This is a genomic window from Pseudomonas sp. HMSC08G10 (assembly GCF_001808425.1).
In the GTDB taxonomy this organism is placed as follows: domain Bacteria; phylum Pseudomonadota; class Gammaproteobacteria; order Pseudomonadales; family Pseudomonadaceae; genus Aquipseudomonas; species Aquipseudomonas guariconensis.
In genome coordinates, this window is record NZ_KV793294.1 from 77,902 (window position 1) to 94,030 (window position 16,129).

General features: G+C 63.6%; 18 protein-coding genes. 13 read left to right on the plus strand and 5 right to left on the minus strand.

Annotated features, from left to right (window positions below; translation table 11 throughout):
* The first annotated feature begins 163 nt into the window (after positions 1-163).
* From HMPREF3173_RS04560 to HMPREF3173_RS04570, 3 genes are all read left to right on the plus strand, one after another.
* Positions 164-2,383 (plus strand): primosomal protein N', encoded by a 2,220-nt coding sequence (locus HMPREF3173_RS04560; protein ID WP_070571715.1) that lies wholly within the window; start codon positions 164-166, stop codon positions 2,381-2,383.
* 192 nt (positions 2,384-2,575) lie between these two features.
* On the plus strand, positions 2,576-4,312 hold the full coding sequence (argS, locus tag HMPREF3173_RS04565; RefSeq protein WP_070571716.1) for an arginine--tRNA ligase: 1,737 nt from the start codon (positions 2,576-2,578) through the stop codon (positions 4,310-4,312).
* Position 4,313: 1 nt separating this feature from the next.
* Positions 4,314-5,021 (plus strand): SPOR domain-containing protein, encoded by a 708-nt coding sequence (locus HMPREF3173_RS04570; protein ID WP_043208603.1) that lies wholly within the window; start codon positions 4,314-4,316, stop codon positions 5,019-5,021.
* Between the two features lie 43 nt (positions 5,022-5,064).
* Here the strand turns inward: HMPREF3173_RS04570 and HMPREF3173_RS04575 are convergent, their stop codons facing one another.
* The gene (locus HMPREF3173_RS04575; RefSeq protein ID WP_043208605.1) at positions 5,065-5,481 is read right to left on the minus strand and encodes an NINE protein; all 417 of its coding nucleotides are present in this window, start codon (positions 5,479-5,481) and stop codon (positions 5,065-5,067) included.
* Positions 5,482-5,648: 167 nt separating this feature from the next.
* Between HMPREF3173_RS04575 and HMPREF3173_RS04580 the strand changes: the two genes are divergently transcribed.
* A complete protein-coding gene (locus HMPREF3173_RS04580; RefSeq protein WP_070571717.1) occupies positions 5,649-6,278 on the plus strand; it encodes a C40 family peptidase in 630 nt (209 codons plus the stop codon).
* Positions 6,279-6,441: 163 nt separating this feature from the next.
* Here the strand turns inward: HMPREF3173_RS04580 and HMPREF3173_RS04585 are convergent, their stop codons facing one another.
* The gene (locus HMPREF3173_RS04585) at positions 6,442-7,440 is read right to left on the minus strand and encodes a type IV pilus twitching motility protein PilT (protein WP_070571718.1); all 999 of its coding nucleotides are present in this window, start codon (positions 7,438-7,440) and stop codon (positions 6,442-6,444) included.
* Positions 7,441-7,506: 66 nt separating this feature from the next.
* Between HMPREF3173_RS04585 and HMPREF3173_RS04590 the strand changes: the two genes are divergently transcribed.
* From HMPREF3173_RS04590 to HMPREF3173_RS04630, 9 genes are all read left to right on the plus strand, one after another.
* A complete protein-coding gene (locus tag HMPREF3173_RS04590) occupies positions 7,507-8,193 on the plus strand; it encodes a YggS family pyridoxal phosphate-dependent enzyme (RefSeq protein ID WP_070571719.1) in 687 nt (228 codons plus the stop codon).
* Positions 8,194-8,231: 38 nt separating this feature from the next.
* Complete coding sequence (gene proC / locus HMPREF3173_RS04595; protein WP_070571720.1) at positions 8,232-9,050, plus strand: pyrroline-5-carboxylate reductase; 819 nt, start codon at positions 8,232-8,234, stop codon at positions 9,048-9,050.
* A gap of 10 nt (positions 9,051-9,060) precedes the next feature.
* The gene (locus HMPREF3173_RS04600; protein WP_043208615.1) at positions 9,061-9,648 is read left to right on the plus strand and encodes a YggT family protein; all 588 of its coding nucleotides are present in this window, start codon (positions 9,061-9,063) and stop codon (positions 9,646-9,648) included.
* 87 nt (positions 9,649-9,735) lie between these two features.
* Entirely contained in the window at positions 9,736-10,875 is a 1,140-nt protein-coding gene (locus tag HMPREF3173_RS04605) for a homoserine O-succinyltransferase MetX (protein WP_070571721.1), read from the plus strand.
* A 7-nt stretch (positions 10,876-10,882) separates the two neighbouring features.
* The gene (gene metW, locus HMPREF3173_RS04610; RefSeq protein WP_043208620.1) at positions 10,883-11,503 is read left to right on the plus strand and encodes a methionine biosynthesis protein MetW; all 621 of its coding nucleotides are present in this window, start codon (positions 10,883-10,885) and stop codon (positions 11,501-11,503) included.
* 31 nt (positions 11,504-11,534) lie between these two features.
* The gene (locus tag HMPREF3173_RS04615) at positions 11,535-11,969 is read left to right on the plus strand and encodes a DUF4426 domain-containing protein (RefSeq protein WP_043208621.1); all 435 of its coding nucleotides are present in this window, start codon (positions 11,535-11,537) and stop codon (positions 11,967-11,969) included.
* Entirely contained in the window at positions 11,966-12,562 is a 597-nt protein-coding gene (gene rdgB / locus HMPREF3173_RS04620; protein WP_043208624.1) for an RdgB/HAM1 family non-canonical purine NTP pyrophosphatase, read from the plus strand. Before HMPREF3173_RS04615 ends, rdgB begins: the two co-directional genes overlap by 4 nt.
* Entirely contained in the window at positions 12,559-13,746 is a 1,188-nt protein-coding gene (gene hemW, locus HMPREF3173_RS04625; protein ID WP_070571722.1) for a radical SAM family heme chaperone HemW, read from the plus strand. Before rdgB ends, hemW begins: the two co-directional genes overlap by 4 nt.
* A 9-nt stretch (positions 13,747-13,755) precedes the next feature.
* Complete coding sequence (locus HMPREF3173_RS04630) at positions 13,756-14,082, plus strand: DUF3392 family protein (RefSeq protein WP_043208627.1); 327 nt, start codon at positions 13,756-13,758, stop codon at positions 14,080-14,082.
* Positions 14,083-14,310: 228 nt separating this feature from the next.
* Here the strand turns inward: HMPREF3173_RS04630 and trmB are convergent, their stop codons facing one another.
* Genes trmB through thiS form a run of 3 tightly spaced genes read right to left on the minus strand, consistent with a single transcriptional unit; the run spans position 14,311 to position 16,090 of the window.
* Positions 14,311-15,033: a tRNA (guanosine(46)-N7)-methyltransferase TrmB gene (gene trmB, locus HMPREF3173_RS04635; RefSeq protein ID WP_070571723.1), complete on the minus strand. Its 723-nt coding sequence runs from the start codon at positions 15,031-15,033 to the stop codon at positions 14,311-14,313.
* 9 nt (positions 15,034-15,042) lie between these two features.
* Entirely contained in the window at positions 15,043-15,837 is a 795-nt protein-coding gene (locus tag HMPREF3173_RS04640; RefSeq protein WP_043208630.1) for a thiazole synthase, read from the minus strand.
* Between the two features lie 52 nt (positions 15,838-15,889).
* Positions 15,890-16,090 (minus strand): sulfur carrier protein ThiS, encoded by a 201-nt coding sequence (thiS, locus tag HMPREF3173_RS04645; RefSeq protein WP_028689131.1) that lies wholly within the window; start codon positions 16,088-16,090, stop codon positions 15,890-15,892.
* Between the last annotated feature and the right edge of the window lie 39 nt (positions 16,091-16,129).

Genomic DNA, 16,129 nt, shown 5'->3' on the forward strand with positions numbered 1-16,129 from the left:
TCCTCGAGCTGCGTGCCGCCACCCAACACCAATTGTTGAATACCGCACGTAATTAGGCGGCGAATAATACCAGAGCAAGGCGCCAGCGCAAGTTGTCGCGATCACCGACTGTCGTCTGCTAGGCTCGCGAAACTTGTGAACCTCCCATCCAGAGACCTCCCGCGTGTCCGACGTCATTCTGCGCCTAGCCCTGCCCTCGCCTTTGCGTCGCCTGTTCGACTACAGGGCGCCAGCAAGCATGGCCCGCCAGGCCTTGACGCCTGGCATGCGCATCCGCGTGCCGTTTGGCCGCCGGGAGATGATCGGCGTACTGGTGGAGGTCTGCGACAAGAGCGAAGTGCCCGCCGACAAGCTCAAGCCCGCCAGCGCCCTGCTCGATCCGGTCTCACCGCTGCCGCCGGCACTGTTCAAGCTGTGCCTGTGGACCGCGCAGTACTACCAGCACAGCCTGGGCGACACCTTGAACTGGGCCTTGCCCACCTTGTTGCGCCAGGGCGAGCCGGCCGAGATGCGCCAAGAGCGTTTTTGGCATGTCACTCCCGGCGCCCGCCTCGAAGACCCGCGTATCGCACGCGCTCCCCGCCAGCGTGACGCCCTCAAGGCCCTGGCCCAGCATCCGCACGGCGTCGCCCACAGCGTGCTGGCCAAGCTGGGCCTGAGCAAGGACAGCCTCGACCTGCTGCTGGCCAAGGAACTGGTTCAGGTAGAGGTCCGCCGCCATCTGCCCCAGCCCCGCCACGAGCATTGGCTGGCGCAGCCGGAGCTGCCGCTCAACGAAGAACAACTGGCCGCATTCGACGCCGTGCGCTCGGGCTTCGGCGCCTTCCATGCCTTCTTGCTGGCGGGGGTGACTGGCAGCGGCAAGACCGAGGTTTACCTGCAACTGATCCGTGAAACCCTCGAAGCCGGCAAACAGGCGCTGATCCTGATTCCGGAAATCAACCTCGGCCCCCAGACCCTGGCGCGCTTCGAGCAACGCTTCAACGCCCGCATCGCCCTGCTGCATTCGGCGGTCGGTGATCGCGAACGCCTGGATGCCTGGCTCGCCGCCCGCGACGGCGAGGCCGATATCATCATCGGCACCCGCTCGGCACTGTTCACGCCGATGAAAAATCCCGGGCTGATCATCATCGACGAGGAGCACGACGGTTCCTATAAACAGCAGGAAGGCCTGCGCTACCACGCCCGGGACCTGGCCGTGGTCCGCGCCCACCAAGAGAACATCCCGATCCTGCTGGGATCGGCCACCCCCTCGCTGGAAAGCCTGCACAATGCCCACAGCGGCCGCTACGGCCTGCTGCGCATGAACCAACGCGCCGGCGGCGCCCGCGCACCCCGCTTCCTGCGCCTGGACGTACGCAGCCTGCCGCTGGACAGCGGCATCAGCGGCCCGCTGCAACAGGCCATCCGCCAGACCCTGGAAGCAGGCCAGCAAGTGCTGGTGTTCCTCAATCGCCGCGGCTTCGCGCCGACCCTGCTGTGCCACGATTGCGGCTGGCTGTCCGAATGCCCCCGCTGCGACGCCCGAATGACGGTGCACCAGCGCTCTGGCGTGTTGCGCTGCCACCACTGTGGCCACGACGAACGCCTGCCCCACCAGTGCCCGCAATGCGCCCATGTCGACCTGCGCCCGGTGGGCGCGGGTACCGAGCGCGCCGAGGAGCGTCTGAAGGTGCTGTTCCCGGACTATCCCATCCTGCGGGTCGACCGCGACAGCACATCGCGCAAGGATGCGATGCACAACCTGTTCACCACTATTCAGCGCGGACAACCGAGCATCCTGGTCGGCACCCAGATGCTGGCCAAGGGTCACCACTTCCCCCGGGTAACCCTGGTGGCCATCCTTGACGCCGATGGCGGCCTGTTCTCCGGAGACTTCCGCGCCAGCGAACGCATGGCGCAGTTGATCGTCCAGGTCGCCGGCCGCGCCGGTCGGGCAGAGGAGCCCGGCAAGGTGATCATCCAGACTCACCTGGCCGAACATCCACTGCTGGTGCAACTGACCGAGCAAGGGTATTTCGCCTTTGCCGAGCAGGCCCTGAGCGAACGCCGCGCGGCCGGCCTGCCGCCCTTTTCCCACCTCGCCCTGCTCCGGGCCGAGGCGCACAAGCCAGGCCAGGCCGAGGGTTTTCTGGACGAGGCCTGCAGCGCCGCTGAACGGCTGTTGGCCGAGCAGAACCTGCAGGGTATCGAGCTGCTCGGCCCGGTACCTGCGCCCATGGAGCGCCGTGCGGGGCGTTTCCGCGCGCAATTGTTGCTCCAGGCCAATGCCCGGGCGCCCTTGCATCGACTGATCAGCGCTTGGTTGCTAGTGTTGGAGCACATGCCATCCGGGCGCCAAGTGCGCTGGTCGCTGGACGTCGATCCGGTCGACCTTTATTGAGCTGCAAGCAACAAGCAAGGGCAGGCCGTGCACGCTGCGCTTTTTCGTGCAGCTTGAAGCTTGAAGCTTGCCGCTCCATACCCAGCTTGCCGCTCAAAGGTTGGCAACACGCCCCCGGGAACGGATAATGCCCAGTTTTTCCACCTGCGCATCGAAGCGCCCCACCGCGCTTGCGGTCGAAAAGAGAACGCCATGAAAGACACCATTCGCCAGCTCATCCAGCAAGCCCTCACCCAACTCGTCACCGACGGCGTGCTGCCTGAGGGACTGACGCCGGCGATCCAGGTGGAAAACGCCCGGGACAAGACCCACGGCGACTTCGCCAGCAACATCGCCATGATGCTGGCCAAGCCGGCCGGCATGAAGCCGCGCGACTTGGCTGAAAAGCTCATCGACGCCCTGCCGGCCAGCGCCGACATCACCAAGGTCGAGATCGCAGGCCCGGGCTTTTTGAACTTCTTCCAGAACACCCAGGCCTTGGCCAACCGCCTGGACGCAGCCCTGGCAGACGATCATCTGGGCGTGCGCAAAGCCGGCCCTAGCGAGAAAGTGGTGATCGACATGTCGGCACCGAACCTGGCCAAGGAGATGCACGTCGGCCACCTGCGCTCGACAATCATCGGCGACAGCGTCGCACGCGTGCTGGAGTTTCTCGGCGACCAGGTGATCCGCCAGAACCACGTGGGCGACTGGGGCACCCAGTTCGGCATGCTGCTGGCCTACCTGGAAGAAAACCCGATCACCAGCGACGAGCTGTCGGACCTGGAGAACTTCTACCGCGCGGCGAAAAAGCGCTTCGACGAGTCCGAGGAATTCGCCACCCGCGCCCGTGGCCTGGTGGTCAAGCTGCAGGCCGGCGACCCTGAGTGCATGGCCCTGTGGACCCGCTTCAAGGACATCTCCCTGTCCCACTGCCAGAAGACCTACGAGCTGCTCAACGTCAAGCTGACCATGGCCGACGTGATGGGCGAAAGCGCCTACAACGGCGACCTGGCCAACGTGGTCGCCGACCTCAAGGCCAAGGGCCTGCTGGTCGAGGATCAGGGCGCCCAGTGCGTGTTCCTCGACGAATTCAAGAATGCCGAAGGCGAGCCGCTGCCGGTGATCGTGCAGAAGGCCGATGGCGGCTACCTCTATGCCACCACCGACCTGGCCGCAGTGCGCTATCGCAGCAACGTCCTCAAGGCCGACCGTGCCCTGTACTTCGTCGACCAGCGCCAGGCCCTGCACTTCAACCAGGTGTTCGAAGTCGCGCGCCGCGCAGGCTTCGTCGGCCACCCAATGCAGATGGAACACATGGGCTTCGGCACCATGAACGGCGCTGACGGCCGCCCGTTCAAGACACGTGACGGCGGCACCGTAAAACTGATCGACCTGCTGACCGAGGCCAAGGAGCGTGCCTACGCACTGGTCAAGGACAAGAATCCGAGCCTGTCCGAAGAGGAACTGCGCCACATTGGTGAAGTGGTCGGGATCGGCGCGGTGAAGTACGCCGACCTGTCCAAGCACCGCACCAGCGACTACAGCTTCAACTTCGAGCTGATGCTCAACTTCGACGGCAACACCGCACCCTACCTGCTGTACGCCTACACCCGTGTGGCCAGCGTGTTCCGCAAGCTGGGCAAGGGCTTCGAGGAAGTCGAGGGCAACATCGTCCTGCAGGCGGCCCATGAGCAGGATCTGGCCGCTCGCCTGGCGCAGTTCGGTGAAGTACTCAACAACGTCGCCGAGAAGGGCACCCCACACGTGCTGTGCAGCTACCTGTACGACATCGCGGGCCTGTTCTCCAGCTTCTACGAGAACTGCCCGATCCTCGCCGCCGAAACCGCCGAGCAGCAGCAAAGCCGTCTGCGTCTGGCCGCTCTGACCGGCCGTACGCTCAAGCAAGGTCTGGAACTGCTCGGCCTGGAAACCCTGGAGCGCATGTAAGTTGGCTGCCAAGAAAAAACCTGCACCCAAGCGTGGCGCCAGCCGCAACCAGGCACCGGCCAAACAGCCGATTCCTGGTTGGATCTGGCTGGCGGTCGGCCTCACCGTAGGCGCTTTCGTTGTCTTTTTGATGAAGCTCGAGCCAGGCAGCGAAGACATCAAGCGCGCCAAGCCTGAGCAGCAAAAGCCCGCCAAGGTCGCCGAAGCCGGCAAGACCAGCGCACCGACGACACAGCAGCCGGTCAAGCCGAAGTACGACTTCTACACCCTGCTGCCGGAGTCGGAGGTCATCGTGCCGCCGGAGGCCGTACCGGAGAAAACCCCACCGGTACCAGCCCAGCCAGTGCAGCCGGTCAAGCCGGTAACGCCAGCGGAAGCTGCGAAGATCGATACCGCGCGCGCCCAAGCCGCCCTGATGGGGCAGACGCCTCCGCCTGCCCCACCGGTGATCAAGCCTGCGGCGACTACCACCTTCTTCCTGCAGGCCGGCTCGTTCCGCAAACAGGCCGATGCCGACAAGGTTCGTGCGCAGATCATCCTGCTTGGCCAAGCGGTCAAGGTGGAGTCAGGGACAGTGAAAGATGAAACCTGGTACCGCGTCCTGGTCGGCCCGTTCAGCAACCGTGAGCAGTTGACAGTGGCTCAGAAGCAACTTGCCGGGGCAGGGTTCAGCAACCTGCTGCTGCAACAGCGCCAGACCCGCCAGTAACGAAAAAGGCCTTGCCGCTCGATGCGACAAGGCCTTTTTTCTGTCAGCGGCGCTGGGCGTTGACCTGGGAGATCTGGCTGTTCAAGGTCCAGAAATCGTACAGCACACCAATCAGGAACAAGCCCCCGGTGAGCAGATAGATCAACGCGCTGATCCACTTGCCCAGGTACAGCCGGTGCACGCCAAAGATCCCGAGGAACGTCAGGAAGATCCAGGCCAGGTTGTAATCAACGCGACCGGACTGAAAGCGCATGTCCGCCTCACGGTCCATCGACGGAATCAGGAACAGGTCGATCAGCCAGCCGATACCGAGTAACCCCAGGGTGAAGAACCAGATCGTCCCGGTGATCGGCTTGCCGTAGTAGAAGCGGTGCGAGCCGGTGAAACCGAAGATCCACAAGAGGTAGCCAAGGACCTTGCTGTGGGTGTCGTGCAGCCCACCCTGTTGATAACCGTTCATGCTTGTCCTCCGTGGGTTAGCAAAAAATTTTCTAACGGAAAATGTGACTTTTCCGTGGGAAGCCGACGTATGGTACCCGCGCAATCGACCAACGGAGCAAAAAATCACCCGAAGCTGTTATAGAGTTGCGCGCCAAAGCCAACACATACCTAAAAAGAGCTTCAACTATGCCGCCTCTGTTCAAGACATGGCTGACCCTCTGCCTATTGTTGCCCCTGGCCGCCCACGCCACCAATCGTGAGCAACGTCTTCCCAATGGTTTCACCGGCTATACCACCAACGCCTCGGTGAAACACGCGCCGGTCAAGTACAGCACCTTGCGCGCCCGCCCAAGCAATGCCGCCAAGGCTTCGAGCAATCTGCCCGTCGTGGCCATGTCGGCCAAGCAGAGCAGCAACGTGCTCAGCCGCGCAGTGAATGTACTGGGCACGCCCTATCGTTGGGGCGGCAGCAGCCCGAGCAAGGGCTTCGACTGCAGCGGCCTGGTCAAGTACGCCTTCACCGATGTCGCCGACGTCGACCTGCCGCGCACCTCCAATGCCATGGCCCAAGGGCACGGCGTCAAAGTCGCAAAAAGCGACCTAAAGCCTGGCGACCTGATCTTCTTCAACATCAAGAGCCGCCGGGTCAACCACGTCGCCATCTACCTGGGCAATGACCGCTTCATCCATGCGCCACGCACCGGCAAGCGGGTGAGCATCGACACCCTGAGCAAGCCGTACTGGCAGAAGCACTACGTGGTGGCCAAGCGCGTGCTGCCTAAAGAACAGCAGACCCTGGCCCTGGCCAAACGCTGACCTGCCCCTCGGTGGAGCCCAGGTTCTTCGAACTGCCTGACATCGCCGGGACTGCTGCTCGGCCCATTCGCGGGTGAACCCGCTCCCACAAGAACCTCGCCAATCCCAGCTCCGCGCGGTGGGTGGAGGCGGATTTATTCGCGAATGGGCCAAAGATCCAACCTCAGCCTGACGCGATCAGCCCCGCCCCCTGCAATTGCTGCATCGCCATCTCCATCGTCCTCATCCCCGCCGCCGCTCCGGTCTGCATCACTGAATGCAGCTGCGCCATGCGACCTTCACGGATCAGGTTGCGCACGGCGGGCGTAGCCACCAGCACTTCCCTGGCCGCCACACGCCCGCCATCCAATCGTCTGATCAATGTCTGCGCCACCACCATGCGCAGCGACTCAGCCAGCATGCCCCGCACCAGAGCCTTTTCCTCTGGCGCAAACACCTCCACCAGGCGGTCGATGCTGTTCACCGCCGAGCGGGTATGCACCGTCGCCAACACCAAGTGCCCCGTTTCCGCAGCGCGCAAGGCCAGGCGGATGGTTTCCAGATCACGCAGCTCGCCGATCACGACTACATCCGGATCCTGGCGCAATGCACTGCGCAGGCCTTGGGCAAAATTTCGGCAGTCGCGGCCGATCTCGCGCTGGTTGACCAGACTGCGCTGGCCGCTGTGGATAACTTCGATGGGGTCTTCGAGGGTGACGATGTGCAGCGCCTGCGTTCGATTGAGCTGATCGATCAGAGCCGCCAGGGTCGATGACTTGCCGCTGCCTGTCGGCCCGCCGACCAGCACGAGGCCATCGCGCCACTGGGCAATAGCTTGAAACACTTCCTCCAGGTCCAGCTCGTCGAGGCTGGGAATGCGAGCTGGCAGCAGTCGCAGGCTCACACCTGGCCCACGGTGCTGGCGATAGAGGTTAGCGCGCACGCGCACGGCGCCTGGCAGTGTCAAGGCAATATCCAACTCATCGCCCTGCGTCCACTGGCGGCGCTGGACTTCATCGAGCACCGGCGCAAACCCTTCGCTCAGGGTCGCAGCCGCCAGTGGCGGCAGATCCAGGCGCTGCAGCTCGCCGTCCAGGCGCAGCACCGGTACTTCGCCCGTTGCCAGGTGCAGGTCGCAAGCGCCCGCAGCCACGGCCCGGGCCAACAGGTCGGTCACATCCATGAGACTCCCCAAAGGCCATCAAGCAGGTAGAATGCCGCAGACCATTGAGCCGTCGGCATCGATTCCATGTCCACCATAGCAGACAACCTGTCCGCCCTCGCCGCCCGCATCGACAGCGCGGCCAAGGCTGCCGGACGCGACCCGGCCAGCATCCAGCTGCTGGCGGTGAGCAAGACCAAACCCGCCAATGCCGTGCGTGAAGCCCACGCCGCCGGCGTACTCCACATTGGCGAGAACTACCTCCAGGAAGCCCTGGCCAAGCAGGAAGCATTGCGCGACCTGCCCTTGACCTGGCACTTCATCGGCCCCATCCAGTCGAACAAGACCCGTGCAATCGCCGAACATTTCGACTGGGTACACTCCGTGGACCGCCTGAAGATCGCCCAACGCCTGTCCGAACAACGCCCTGCCAACCTGGCACCGCTGAATGTCTGCCTGCAGGTGAACGTCAGCGGCGAGGACAGCAAGTCCGGCTGCCAGCCAGCCGATGTGCCGGCTCTGGCCAGTGCCATTGCCAGTCTGCCCGGCCTGCGTCTGCGGGGCTTGATGGCGATTCCCGAACCCACCGAGGACCGTGTCGCCCAAGAGGCGGCCTTCGCCACCCTGCGCCAGTTGCAGGAGGGCCTAGGACTGGGCCTGGACACCTTGTCCATGGGCATGAGCCATGACCTGGAAGCGGCCATTGCACAGGGAGCGACCTGGGTCCGCATCGGTACCGCCCTGTTCGGTGCCCGCGACTACGGACGCCCCTGATTCCATGCTTTACTCACTCTTTCCTTCAAGGACCTGACATGAGCAAGACACGTATTGCCTTTATCGGCGCCGGCAACATGGCCGCCAGCCTGATCGGCGGCCTGCGTGCCCAGGGTCTGGACGCCGCGCAGATCCGCGCCAGCGACCCGGGCGCCGAGACCCGGGCCAAGATCCAGGCCGAGCACGGCATCGAAGCCTTCGAAGACAACGCCCAGGCCATCGCCGGCGCGGATGTGATCGTCCTGTCGGTCAAGCCGCAGGTCATGAAAGCCGTGTGCCAGGCCCTGCAGCCCAATCTGGCGCCTGGTCAACTGATCGTCTCCATCGCCGCCGGCATCACTTGCGCCAGCCTGCAAGCCTGGCTGGGCCCACGCCCGGTGGTTCGCTGCATGCCCAACACCCCGGCCCTGCTGCGCGAAGGCGCCAGTGGCCTGTACGCCACCGCCGAGGTGTCTGCCGAGCAACGCCAACAGGCCGAGCAACTGCTGCGCGCCGTGGGCACCGCCCTGTGGCTGGACCAGGAGCAGCAACTCGATGCCGTCACCGCCGTCTCCGGCAGTGGCCCGGCTTATTTCTTCCTGCTGATCGAAGCGATGACCGCAGCCGGCGAAAAACTTGGCCTGCCGCGTGAAACCGCCTCGCAGTTGACCTTGCAGACCGCACTGGGCGCCGCACGCATGGCTATCTCCAGCGACGTGGACGCCGCCGAGCTGCGTCGGCGCGTGACCTCGCCGGCCGGTACCACGGAAGCGGCGATCAAATCGTTCCAGGGCAACGGCTTCGAGGCGCTCGTCGAGCAGGCACTGGAGGCCGCGGCAAAACGTTCCGCCGAGCTGGCCGAGCAATTGGGCAAATAAGGAGCTGTCGATGAATGCATTGTCCGGCGCCATGATCTTCGTGGTGCAAACCCTGGTCAGCCTGTACCTGGTGATCGTCCTGCTGCGCTTCGTGCTGCAACTGGTCAAGGCCGACTTCTACAACCCCCTGAGCCAGTTCGCGGTGCGCGCCACCCAGCCGCTGCTCAAGCCGCTGCGCCGCATCATCCCCAGCATCGGCGGCCTGGACACCTCGTCCTTGCTGCTGTCGGTGGCCATCCAGGCGCTGTTGATGGCCTTCGTGATGATGTTCGTGCTCTACAGCTACAGCCCGCTGCAACTGGTGATCTGGGCGATCATCGGCGTGACCTCGCTGTTTCTGAAGATCTTCTGGGTGGCGATGATCGTCATGGTGATCGTCTCGTGGGTCGCGCCCAACAGCCACAACCCTGCCGCCGAACTGGCCTACCAGATCAGCGAGCCGGTGCTGGCGCCGTTCCGCAAGCTCATTCCTAACCTGGGCGGGCTGGATATTTCGCCGATCTTCGCCTTCCTGGCGATCCAGGTCATCCAGTCCTACGCCATGCCGGTACTTGCCGAATATGTCGGCATGCCAGAGATCCTCTGGCGCATGATCTGACCCCGGTGTTTCCAGCGGCAAGCCTTTGCTTGCCGCTGGGGATAGCGCTCTTTAGACTTACGCCTCCGTCAAGCGTGAGCAGGGTCGATGTCCACTGTCTTTCCCGAAGATTCCGTTGGTCTGGTAACACCGCAAATTGCCCGGTTCGATGAGCCGCTGGCGTTGGCCTGTGGCCGTTCGCTGGCCAGCTACGAGCTGATCTACGAGACCTATGGCACCCTCAACAGCACCGCCAGCAATGCCGTGCTGATCTGCCATGCGCTCTCCGGCCATCATCATGCCGCAGGCTATCACGCCCCCACCGACCGAAAGCCCGGCTGGTGGGACAGCTGCATCGGCCCCGGCAAGCCGATCGATACCAATCGCTTCTTCGTGGTCAGCCTGAACAACCTCGGCGGCTGCAACGGCAGCACGGGGCCGAGCAGCGTCAACCCAGCCACCGGCAAGCCTTACGGTGCCGACTTCCCGGTCCTGACCGTCGAAGACTGGGTGCACAGCCAGGCGCGGTTCGCCGACCGCCTCGGCATCCAGCAGTGGGCGGCGGTGGTCGGCGGCAGCCTGGGCGGCATGCAGGCCCTGCAATGGACCATCAGCTACCCGGACCGAGTACGCCACTGCGTGGACATCGCCTCGGCGCCCAAGCTCTCGGCACAGAACATCGCCTTCAACGAAGTCGCCCGCCAGGCCATCCTCACCGACCCTGAGTTCCACGGCGGCTCGTTCCAGGACAAGGGCGTGGTGCCCAAGCGCGGCCTGATGCTGGCGCGCATGGTGGGCCACATCACCTACCTGTCCGATGATTCGATGGGCGAGAAATTTGGTCGCGAACTCAAAAGCGACAAGCTCAACTACGACTTCCACAGCGTCGAGTTCCAGGTCGAGAGCTACCTGCGCTATCAGGGCGAGGAGTTCTCCGGGCGCTTCGATGCCAATACCTACCTGCTGATGACCAAGGCGCTGGACTACTTCGACCCGGCCGCCACCCACGGAGGGGACCTGGCGGCGACGCTGGAGCATGTCACGGCGGACTACTGCATCATGTCGTTCACCACCGACTGGCGTTTCTCGCCGGCGCGGTCTCGGGAAATCGTCGATGCCCTGATGGCCGCGCGCAAGAACGTCTGCTACCTGGAGATCGACTCACCTTACGGGCACGATGCCTTCCTGATCCCCACGCCTCGCTACATGCAAGGTTTCGCGAACTACATGAACCGCATCGCCATCTGAGGACAGCATGAGAGCCGACCTGGAAATCATCCACGACTGGATCCCCGCCGGCAGCCGGGTACTCGACCTGGGCTGCGGCAACGGCGAGCTGCTGGCCTCGTTGCGCGATCGCAAGAACGTCACCGGCTACGGGCTGGAGATCGATGCCGACAACATCGCCGCCTGTGTGGCCAAAGGCGTCAACGTCATCGAGCAGGACCTGGACAAAGGCCTGGGCAACTTCGCCAGCAACAGCTTCGACGTGGTGGTCATGACCCAGGCCCTGCAGGCCGTGGAATACCCTGACCGCATTCTGGACGAAATGCTGCGGGTGGGCCGCGAGTGCATCATCACCTTCCCCAACTTCGGCCACTGGCGTTGCCGCTGGTACCTGGCGACCAAGGGCCACATGCCCGTCTCGGACTTCATGCCGTACACCTGGTACAACACGCCAAACATCCACTTCTGTACCTTCGCCGACTTCGAGGACCTGTGCCACGAACGTCGCGCCAAGGTGATCGACCGCCTGGCGGTCGACCGTCTGCACCGTAATGGGTGGGCAGGCCGGCTTTGGCCTAATCTTCTAGGAGAAATCGGTATCTATCGCGTCAGCAGCCGAGGCCTGCAGGAACATCAGGTCGCGGTCTGACCTCGAGCCCATCCCACTGGAGGATCGCACCATGCGTCGCCTTGCACTTTTCTTGATCAGCCTGTGCCTGGCCTTGCCAGTTCTGGCTGCAGACCCCGCCAGGCCGGAACGCAAGGAAGTCTTCGGCGACGTGACGGTCCACTACAGCGCCTTCACCTCAAGCATGCTGCAACCGGATGTGGCCGCGGCCACGGGCCTGACCCGCAGCAAGAATCAAGGCGTGCTCAACATCGCCGTGCTCAAGGCCGGCAAGCCAGGCATGGCGGTGGTCAGTGGCACCGTAAAGGACCTCACCGGGCGTAGCAGCCCGTTGTCGTTCAAGCAGATCACCGACCAGGGCGCGGTCTACTACATCGCCCAGTTCAAGATTGACCAGGCAGAAACCCTGACCTTCGACCTGAACGTCGAAACCGGCGGCGTCAGCCACAAACTCAGCTTCAACCAGGAAGTGTTCCCAGGCGAATGATGAATTTCCAACAGCTCGTATTGGCCAGCCACAACGCCGGCAAACTCAAGGAACTCCAGGCCATGCTCGGCGAGTCCGTGCAACTGCGCTCGATCGGCGAATTCAGCCAGGTCGAGCCGGAGGAGACCGGCCTGTCGTTCGTCGAGAACGCCATCCTCAAGGCACGCAACGCTTCTCGCATCTCCGGCCTGCCGGCCCTGGCCGACGATTCGGGCCTGGCGGTGGACGCTCTTGGCGGCGCACCGGGTATCTACTCGGCGCGCTATGCCGACGGCAAGGGCGATGCGGCGAACAACGCCAAGCTGCTACAAGCACTCCAGGATGTACCCGCCGCAGAGCGCGGCGCGCAGTTCGTCTGTGTGCTGGCCCTGGTGCGTCACGCCGATGACCCGCTGCCGATTCTGTGCGAAGGGTTGTGGCATGGCAGCATCTTGTTCGAGGCCAGCGGCGAGCACGGGTTTGGCTACGACCCGTTGTTCTGGGTCCCGGAGCGCAAGTGCTCCAGCGCCGACCTCAGCCCTGTCGAAAAGAACCAGCTCAGCCACCGCGCCCGCGCCATGGCCCTGCTGCGTCAACGTCTGGGCCTGGCATGACCGAAACGTTGTCCACCCAGCTGCGCCATTGCGGCGCGGCAGGTTTCGCCGCACTCCCACCTCTGGCCTTGTATATCCATATTCCCTGGTGCGTGCGCAAATGCCCTTATTGCGACTTCAATTCCCACGCTGCCGGGCCTGATTTGCCGGAAGAGGCGTACGTCGATGCGCTGCTGACCGACCTGGATCAGGAGATGGCTGCGGTCCAGGGGCGCCCCATCAGCTCGATCTTCTTCGGCGGCGGCACTCCAAGCTTGTTCAGCGCCAAGGCCTTGGGGCGTTTGCTGCGCGGCGTGGAGCAGCGCATCCCGTTCGCCGTCGACATCGAAATTACTCTGGAAGCCAACCCAGGGACCTTCGAGCAAGAGAAATTCAAGGCGTACCGGCAAACCGGCATCAATCGCTTGTCCATCGGCGTACAGAGCTTCCAGCCCGCCAAGCTCCAGGCCCTGGGGCGTATACACAACGGCGACGAGGCGATCCGCGCCGCGGACATGGCACGCGCAGCCGGCTTCGACAACTTCAACATGGACCTCATGCACGGCCTGCCCGACCAGTCCCTGGACGACGCCTTGGCCGACCTGCGCCAGGCCATCGAGTTGGCGCCGACGCACCTGTCCTGGTACCAGCTGACGGTGGAGCCGAACACGGTGTTCTGGAACCAGCCGCCGGAGCTGCCCGAAGACGACATTCTCTGGGACATCCAGGAAGCCGGCCAGGCCCTGATGGCGGCGAACGGCTTCCAGCAGTACGAGGTCTCGGCGTATGCGCAGCCGGGCCGGGCCGCGCGCCACAACCTCAACTATTGGCGTTTCGGCGACTTCATCGGCATCGGTGCCGGGGCCCACGGCAAACTGACCTTTGCCGACGGCCGCATCCTGCGCACCTGGAAGACCCGCCTGCCCAAGGACTACCTGAACCTGGCCAAGCCGTTCAAGGCCGGCGAGAAGCTCCTGCCCGCGCAGGAGTTGCCGTTCGAGTTCCTGATGAACGCCCTGCGCCTGACACAGGGTGTGGAAGCCGAGCTATTCACCCAGCGTACCGGCTTGCCCCTGTCGCAGCTGGCAGAGGCCCGGCGCGAGGCAGAACGAAAGGGCCTTTTGCAGGTCGAACCGGATCGATTGGTGGCCACACCACGCGGCCAGTTGTTCCTCAATGACCTGTTGCAGTATTTCTTGACCTAAGGATGACCCATGGATTTGGTACTTGACCTGCTCGCGACCGTCTCCCGCTGGAGCCGCAGCAACCTGTCGGAGATTTCCCTGGCCTTGGTAGGCTGCATGCTGGTGCTGTTTGGCACCGACATCAAGGGTTGGGTGGAGCAACGCCTGGGCGGCCTGGCCGGCGCCCTGCGCGTCCCCTTCATGGCATTGCTGGTGATGATCGGCAGCGGCGCGGCGTTGATTTACGCAACGCCGTGGGTGGTGAAGGGCTTGGCCCAGTTCAACAACTATGCCCTGGCGCCGGTATTGCTGGTGGTACTGGTATTGATCGGCGTGGTGGCTGATCGCAGGGGCTGATTACGACTCCAGCTGCATACCTACCCCGCAAGAGCTAGATGTGGACGCCATCCCTTCAGGTGTAAGTGTCTTGGGTTGCCTGCGCTGAGCTGGGTACGAGCACATCCATTCCCGTACGTCAGCCTTGGCAACCATGAACGTGCGAATAAAAAACCGCCCCTCTCAAGGCGGTTTTTTGCGCCTGCCGTTTCAGCAGGCGTTCATAGCTCGAAGTACCGATTCAGCCGATCAGTCGACTTTCTCGAACTTCAAATCCCACACCCCATGCCCCAGTCGCTCGCCACGGCGCTCGAACTTGGTGATCGGGCGTTCCTCTGGGCGCGGCACATAAGTCCCGTCGGCGGCCTGGTTGCGGTAGCCCGGGGCGACGCTCATCACCTCCAGCATATGCTCGGCATAGGGCTCCCAGTCGGTAGCCATATGGAACACACCACCCACCTTGAGCTTGCGACGCACGAGCTCAGCGAACTCCGGTTGGACAATACGGCGCTTGTGGTGGCGCGCCTTGTGCCATGGGTCCGGGAAAAACAGCATCAAGCGGTCGAGGCTGTTGTCGGCCACGCAGCGGTTGAGCACTTCGATGGCGTCACAATCATACACACGCAGGTTCTTCAGGCCCTGAGTGAGCACACCGTTGAGCAGTGCGCCGACACCAGGACGGTGTACTTCGACACCGATGAAGTCCTGCTCAGGCGAGGCAGCGGCCATTTCCAGCAGGGAATGGCCCATGCCAAAGCCGATCTCCAGGGTACGCGGCGCCGAGCGCCCGAACACCTGGTCGTAGTCCACCGGGCTATCGGCCAGGGGCAGGATGAACAGCGGACCGCCCTGTTCCAGACCACGCTGCTGGCCTTCAGTCATGCGCCCGGCGCGCATCACGAAGCTCTTGATGCGGCGGTGTGGGCGCTCTTCGCCGTCGGTGGTAATCGGCGTTTCTTGCGATTCAGTCATCAGAGGCTCTTACTTGATCAGACCTTCCAGCGGCGACGAGGCGCTGGCATAGAGTTTCTTCGGCATGCGCCCGGCCAGGTAGGCCATGCGACCGGCGACGATTGCGTGCTTCATGGCTTCGGCCATCAGCACCGGTTGCTGGGCATGAGCGATGGCCGAGTTCATCAGCACTGCCTCACATCCCATTTCCATGGCGATGGTCGCGTCAGAGGCCGTACCCACGCCCGCATCGACCAGCACCGGTACCTTGGACTCTTCCAGGATGATTTGCAGGTTGTAGGGGTTGCAGATACCCAGGCCAGTGCCGATCAGACCTGCCAGCGGCATCACCGCGATGCAGCCGGCTTCAGCCAACTGGCGGGCGATGATCGGATCGTCGCTGGTGTAGACCATCACGTCGAAACCGTCCTTGACCAGCACTTCGGCGGCCTTGAGGGTCTCGATCACGTTGGGGAACAAGGTTTTCTGGTCGGCCAGGACTTCCAGCTTCACCAGATTGTGGCCATCGAGCAGTTCTCGGGCCAGGCGGCAGGTGCGCACTGCCTCGACCGCGTCGTAGCAACCGGCGGTGTTCGGCAGGATGGTGTAGCGATCGGGAGGCAGCACGTCGAGCAGGTTCGGCTCGCCCGGGTTCTGGCCGATGTTGGTACGGCGCACAGCAACGGTGACGATTTCGGCACCCGAGGCCTCGATGGCCAGGCGGGTTTCTTCCATGTCACGGTACTTGCCGGTGCCAACCAGCAGACGCGACTGGAAAGTGCGCCCGGCCAGGGTGAAGGGCTTGTCGCTACGAACGTTGCTCATCGTGGATCCTCGGGAAAAGGTTACGGGACTTGCAGGTGAATCACCGGGCGGATCAGCCGCCACCGATGGCATGGACCACTTCGACCTGGTCGCCTTCACTGAGCCGCGTGCTTTCGTGCTGGCTACGCGGGACGATATCCAGGTTCAGTTCCACCGCCACTCGGCGACCAGCGAGCTCCAGCCGGCCCAGCAGGGCAGCGACGCTCTCGCCATCGGGCAATTCGTAAGGTTCACCGTTCAGTTGAATGCGCATGCGCACGGCCACCATTGTGCTTTGGGGGTCGGCATTCTA

Excerpts from the sequence above, each read along its gene's own strand:
- trmB (WP_070571723.1), bottom strand. The coding sequence starts at position 15,033 with ATGACTGAATCGCAAGAAACGCCGATTACCACCGACGGCGAAGAGCGC.
- proC (WP_070571720.1), top strand. The coding sequence starts at position 8,232 with ATGAGCAAGACACGTATTGCCTTTATCGGCGCCGGCAACATGGCCGCC.
- hemW (WP_070571722.1), top strand. The coding sequence starts at position 12,559 with ATGACCGAAACGTTGTCCACCCAGCTGCGCCATTGCGGCGCGGCAGGT.
- HMPREF3173_RS04640 (WP_043208630.1), bottom strand. The coding sequence starts at position 15,837 with ATGAGCAACGTTCGTAGCGACAAGCCCTTCACCCTGGCCGGGCGCACT.
- metW (WP_043208620.1), top strand. The coding sequence starts at position 10,883 with ATGAGAGCCGACCTGGAAATCATCCACGACTGGATCCCCGCCGGCAGC.
- HMPREF3173_RS04585 (WP_070571718.1), bottom strand. The coding sequence starts at position 7,440 with ATGGATGTGACCGACCTGTTGGCCCGGGCCGTGGCTGCGGGCGCTTGC.
- HMPREF3173_RS04580 (WP_070571717.1), top strand. The coding sequence starts at position 5,649 with ATGCCGCCTCTGTTCAAGACATGGCTGACCCTCTGCCTATTGTTGCCC.
- thiS (WP_028689131.1), bottom strand. The coding sequence starts at position 16,090 with ATGCGCATTCAACTGAACGGTGAACCTTACGAATTGCCCGATGGCGAG.
- HMPREF3173_RS04605 (WP_070571721.1), top strand. The coding sequence starts at position 9,736 with ATGTCCACTGTCTTTCCCGAAGATTCCGTTGGTCTGGTAACACCGCAA.
- HMPREF3173_RS04600 (WP_043208615.1), top strand. The coding sequence starts at position 9,061 with ATGAATGCATTGTCCGGCGCCATGATCTTCGTGGTGCAAACCCTGGTC.
- rdgB (WP_043208624.1), top strand. The coding sequence starts at position 11,966 with ATGATGAATTTCCAACAGCTCGTATTGGCCAGCCACAACGCCGGCAAA.
- HMPREF3173_RS04630 (WP_043208627.1), top strand. The coding sequence starts at position 13,756 with ATGGATTTGGTACTTGACCTGCTCGCGACCGTCTCCCGCTGGAGCCGC.
- HMPREF3173_RS04590 (WP_070571719.1), top strand. The coding sequence starts at position 7,507 with ATGTCCACCATAGCAGACAACCTGTCCGCCCTCGCCGCCCGCATCGAC.
- argS (WP_070571716.1), top strand. The coding sequence starts at position 2,576 with ATGAAAGACACCATTCGCCAGCTCATCCAGCAAGCCCTCACCCAACTC.
- HMPREF3173_RS04615 (WP_043208621.1), top strand. The coding sequence starts at position 11,535 with ATGCGTCGCCTTGCACTTTTCTTGATCAGCCTGTGCCTGGCCTTGCCA.
- HMPREF3173_RS04575 (WP_043208605.1), bottom strand. The coding sequence starts at position 5,481 with ATGAACGGTTATCAACAGGGTGGGCTGCACGACACCCACAGCAAGGTC.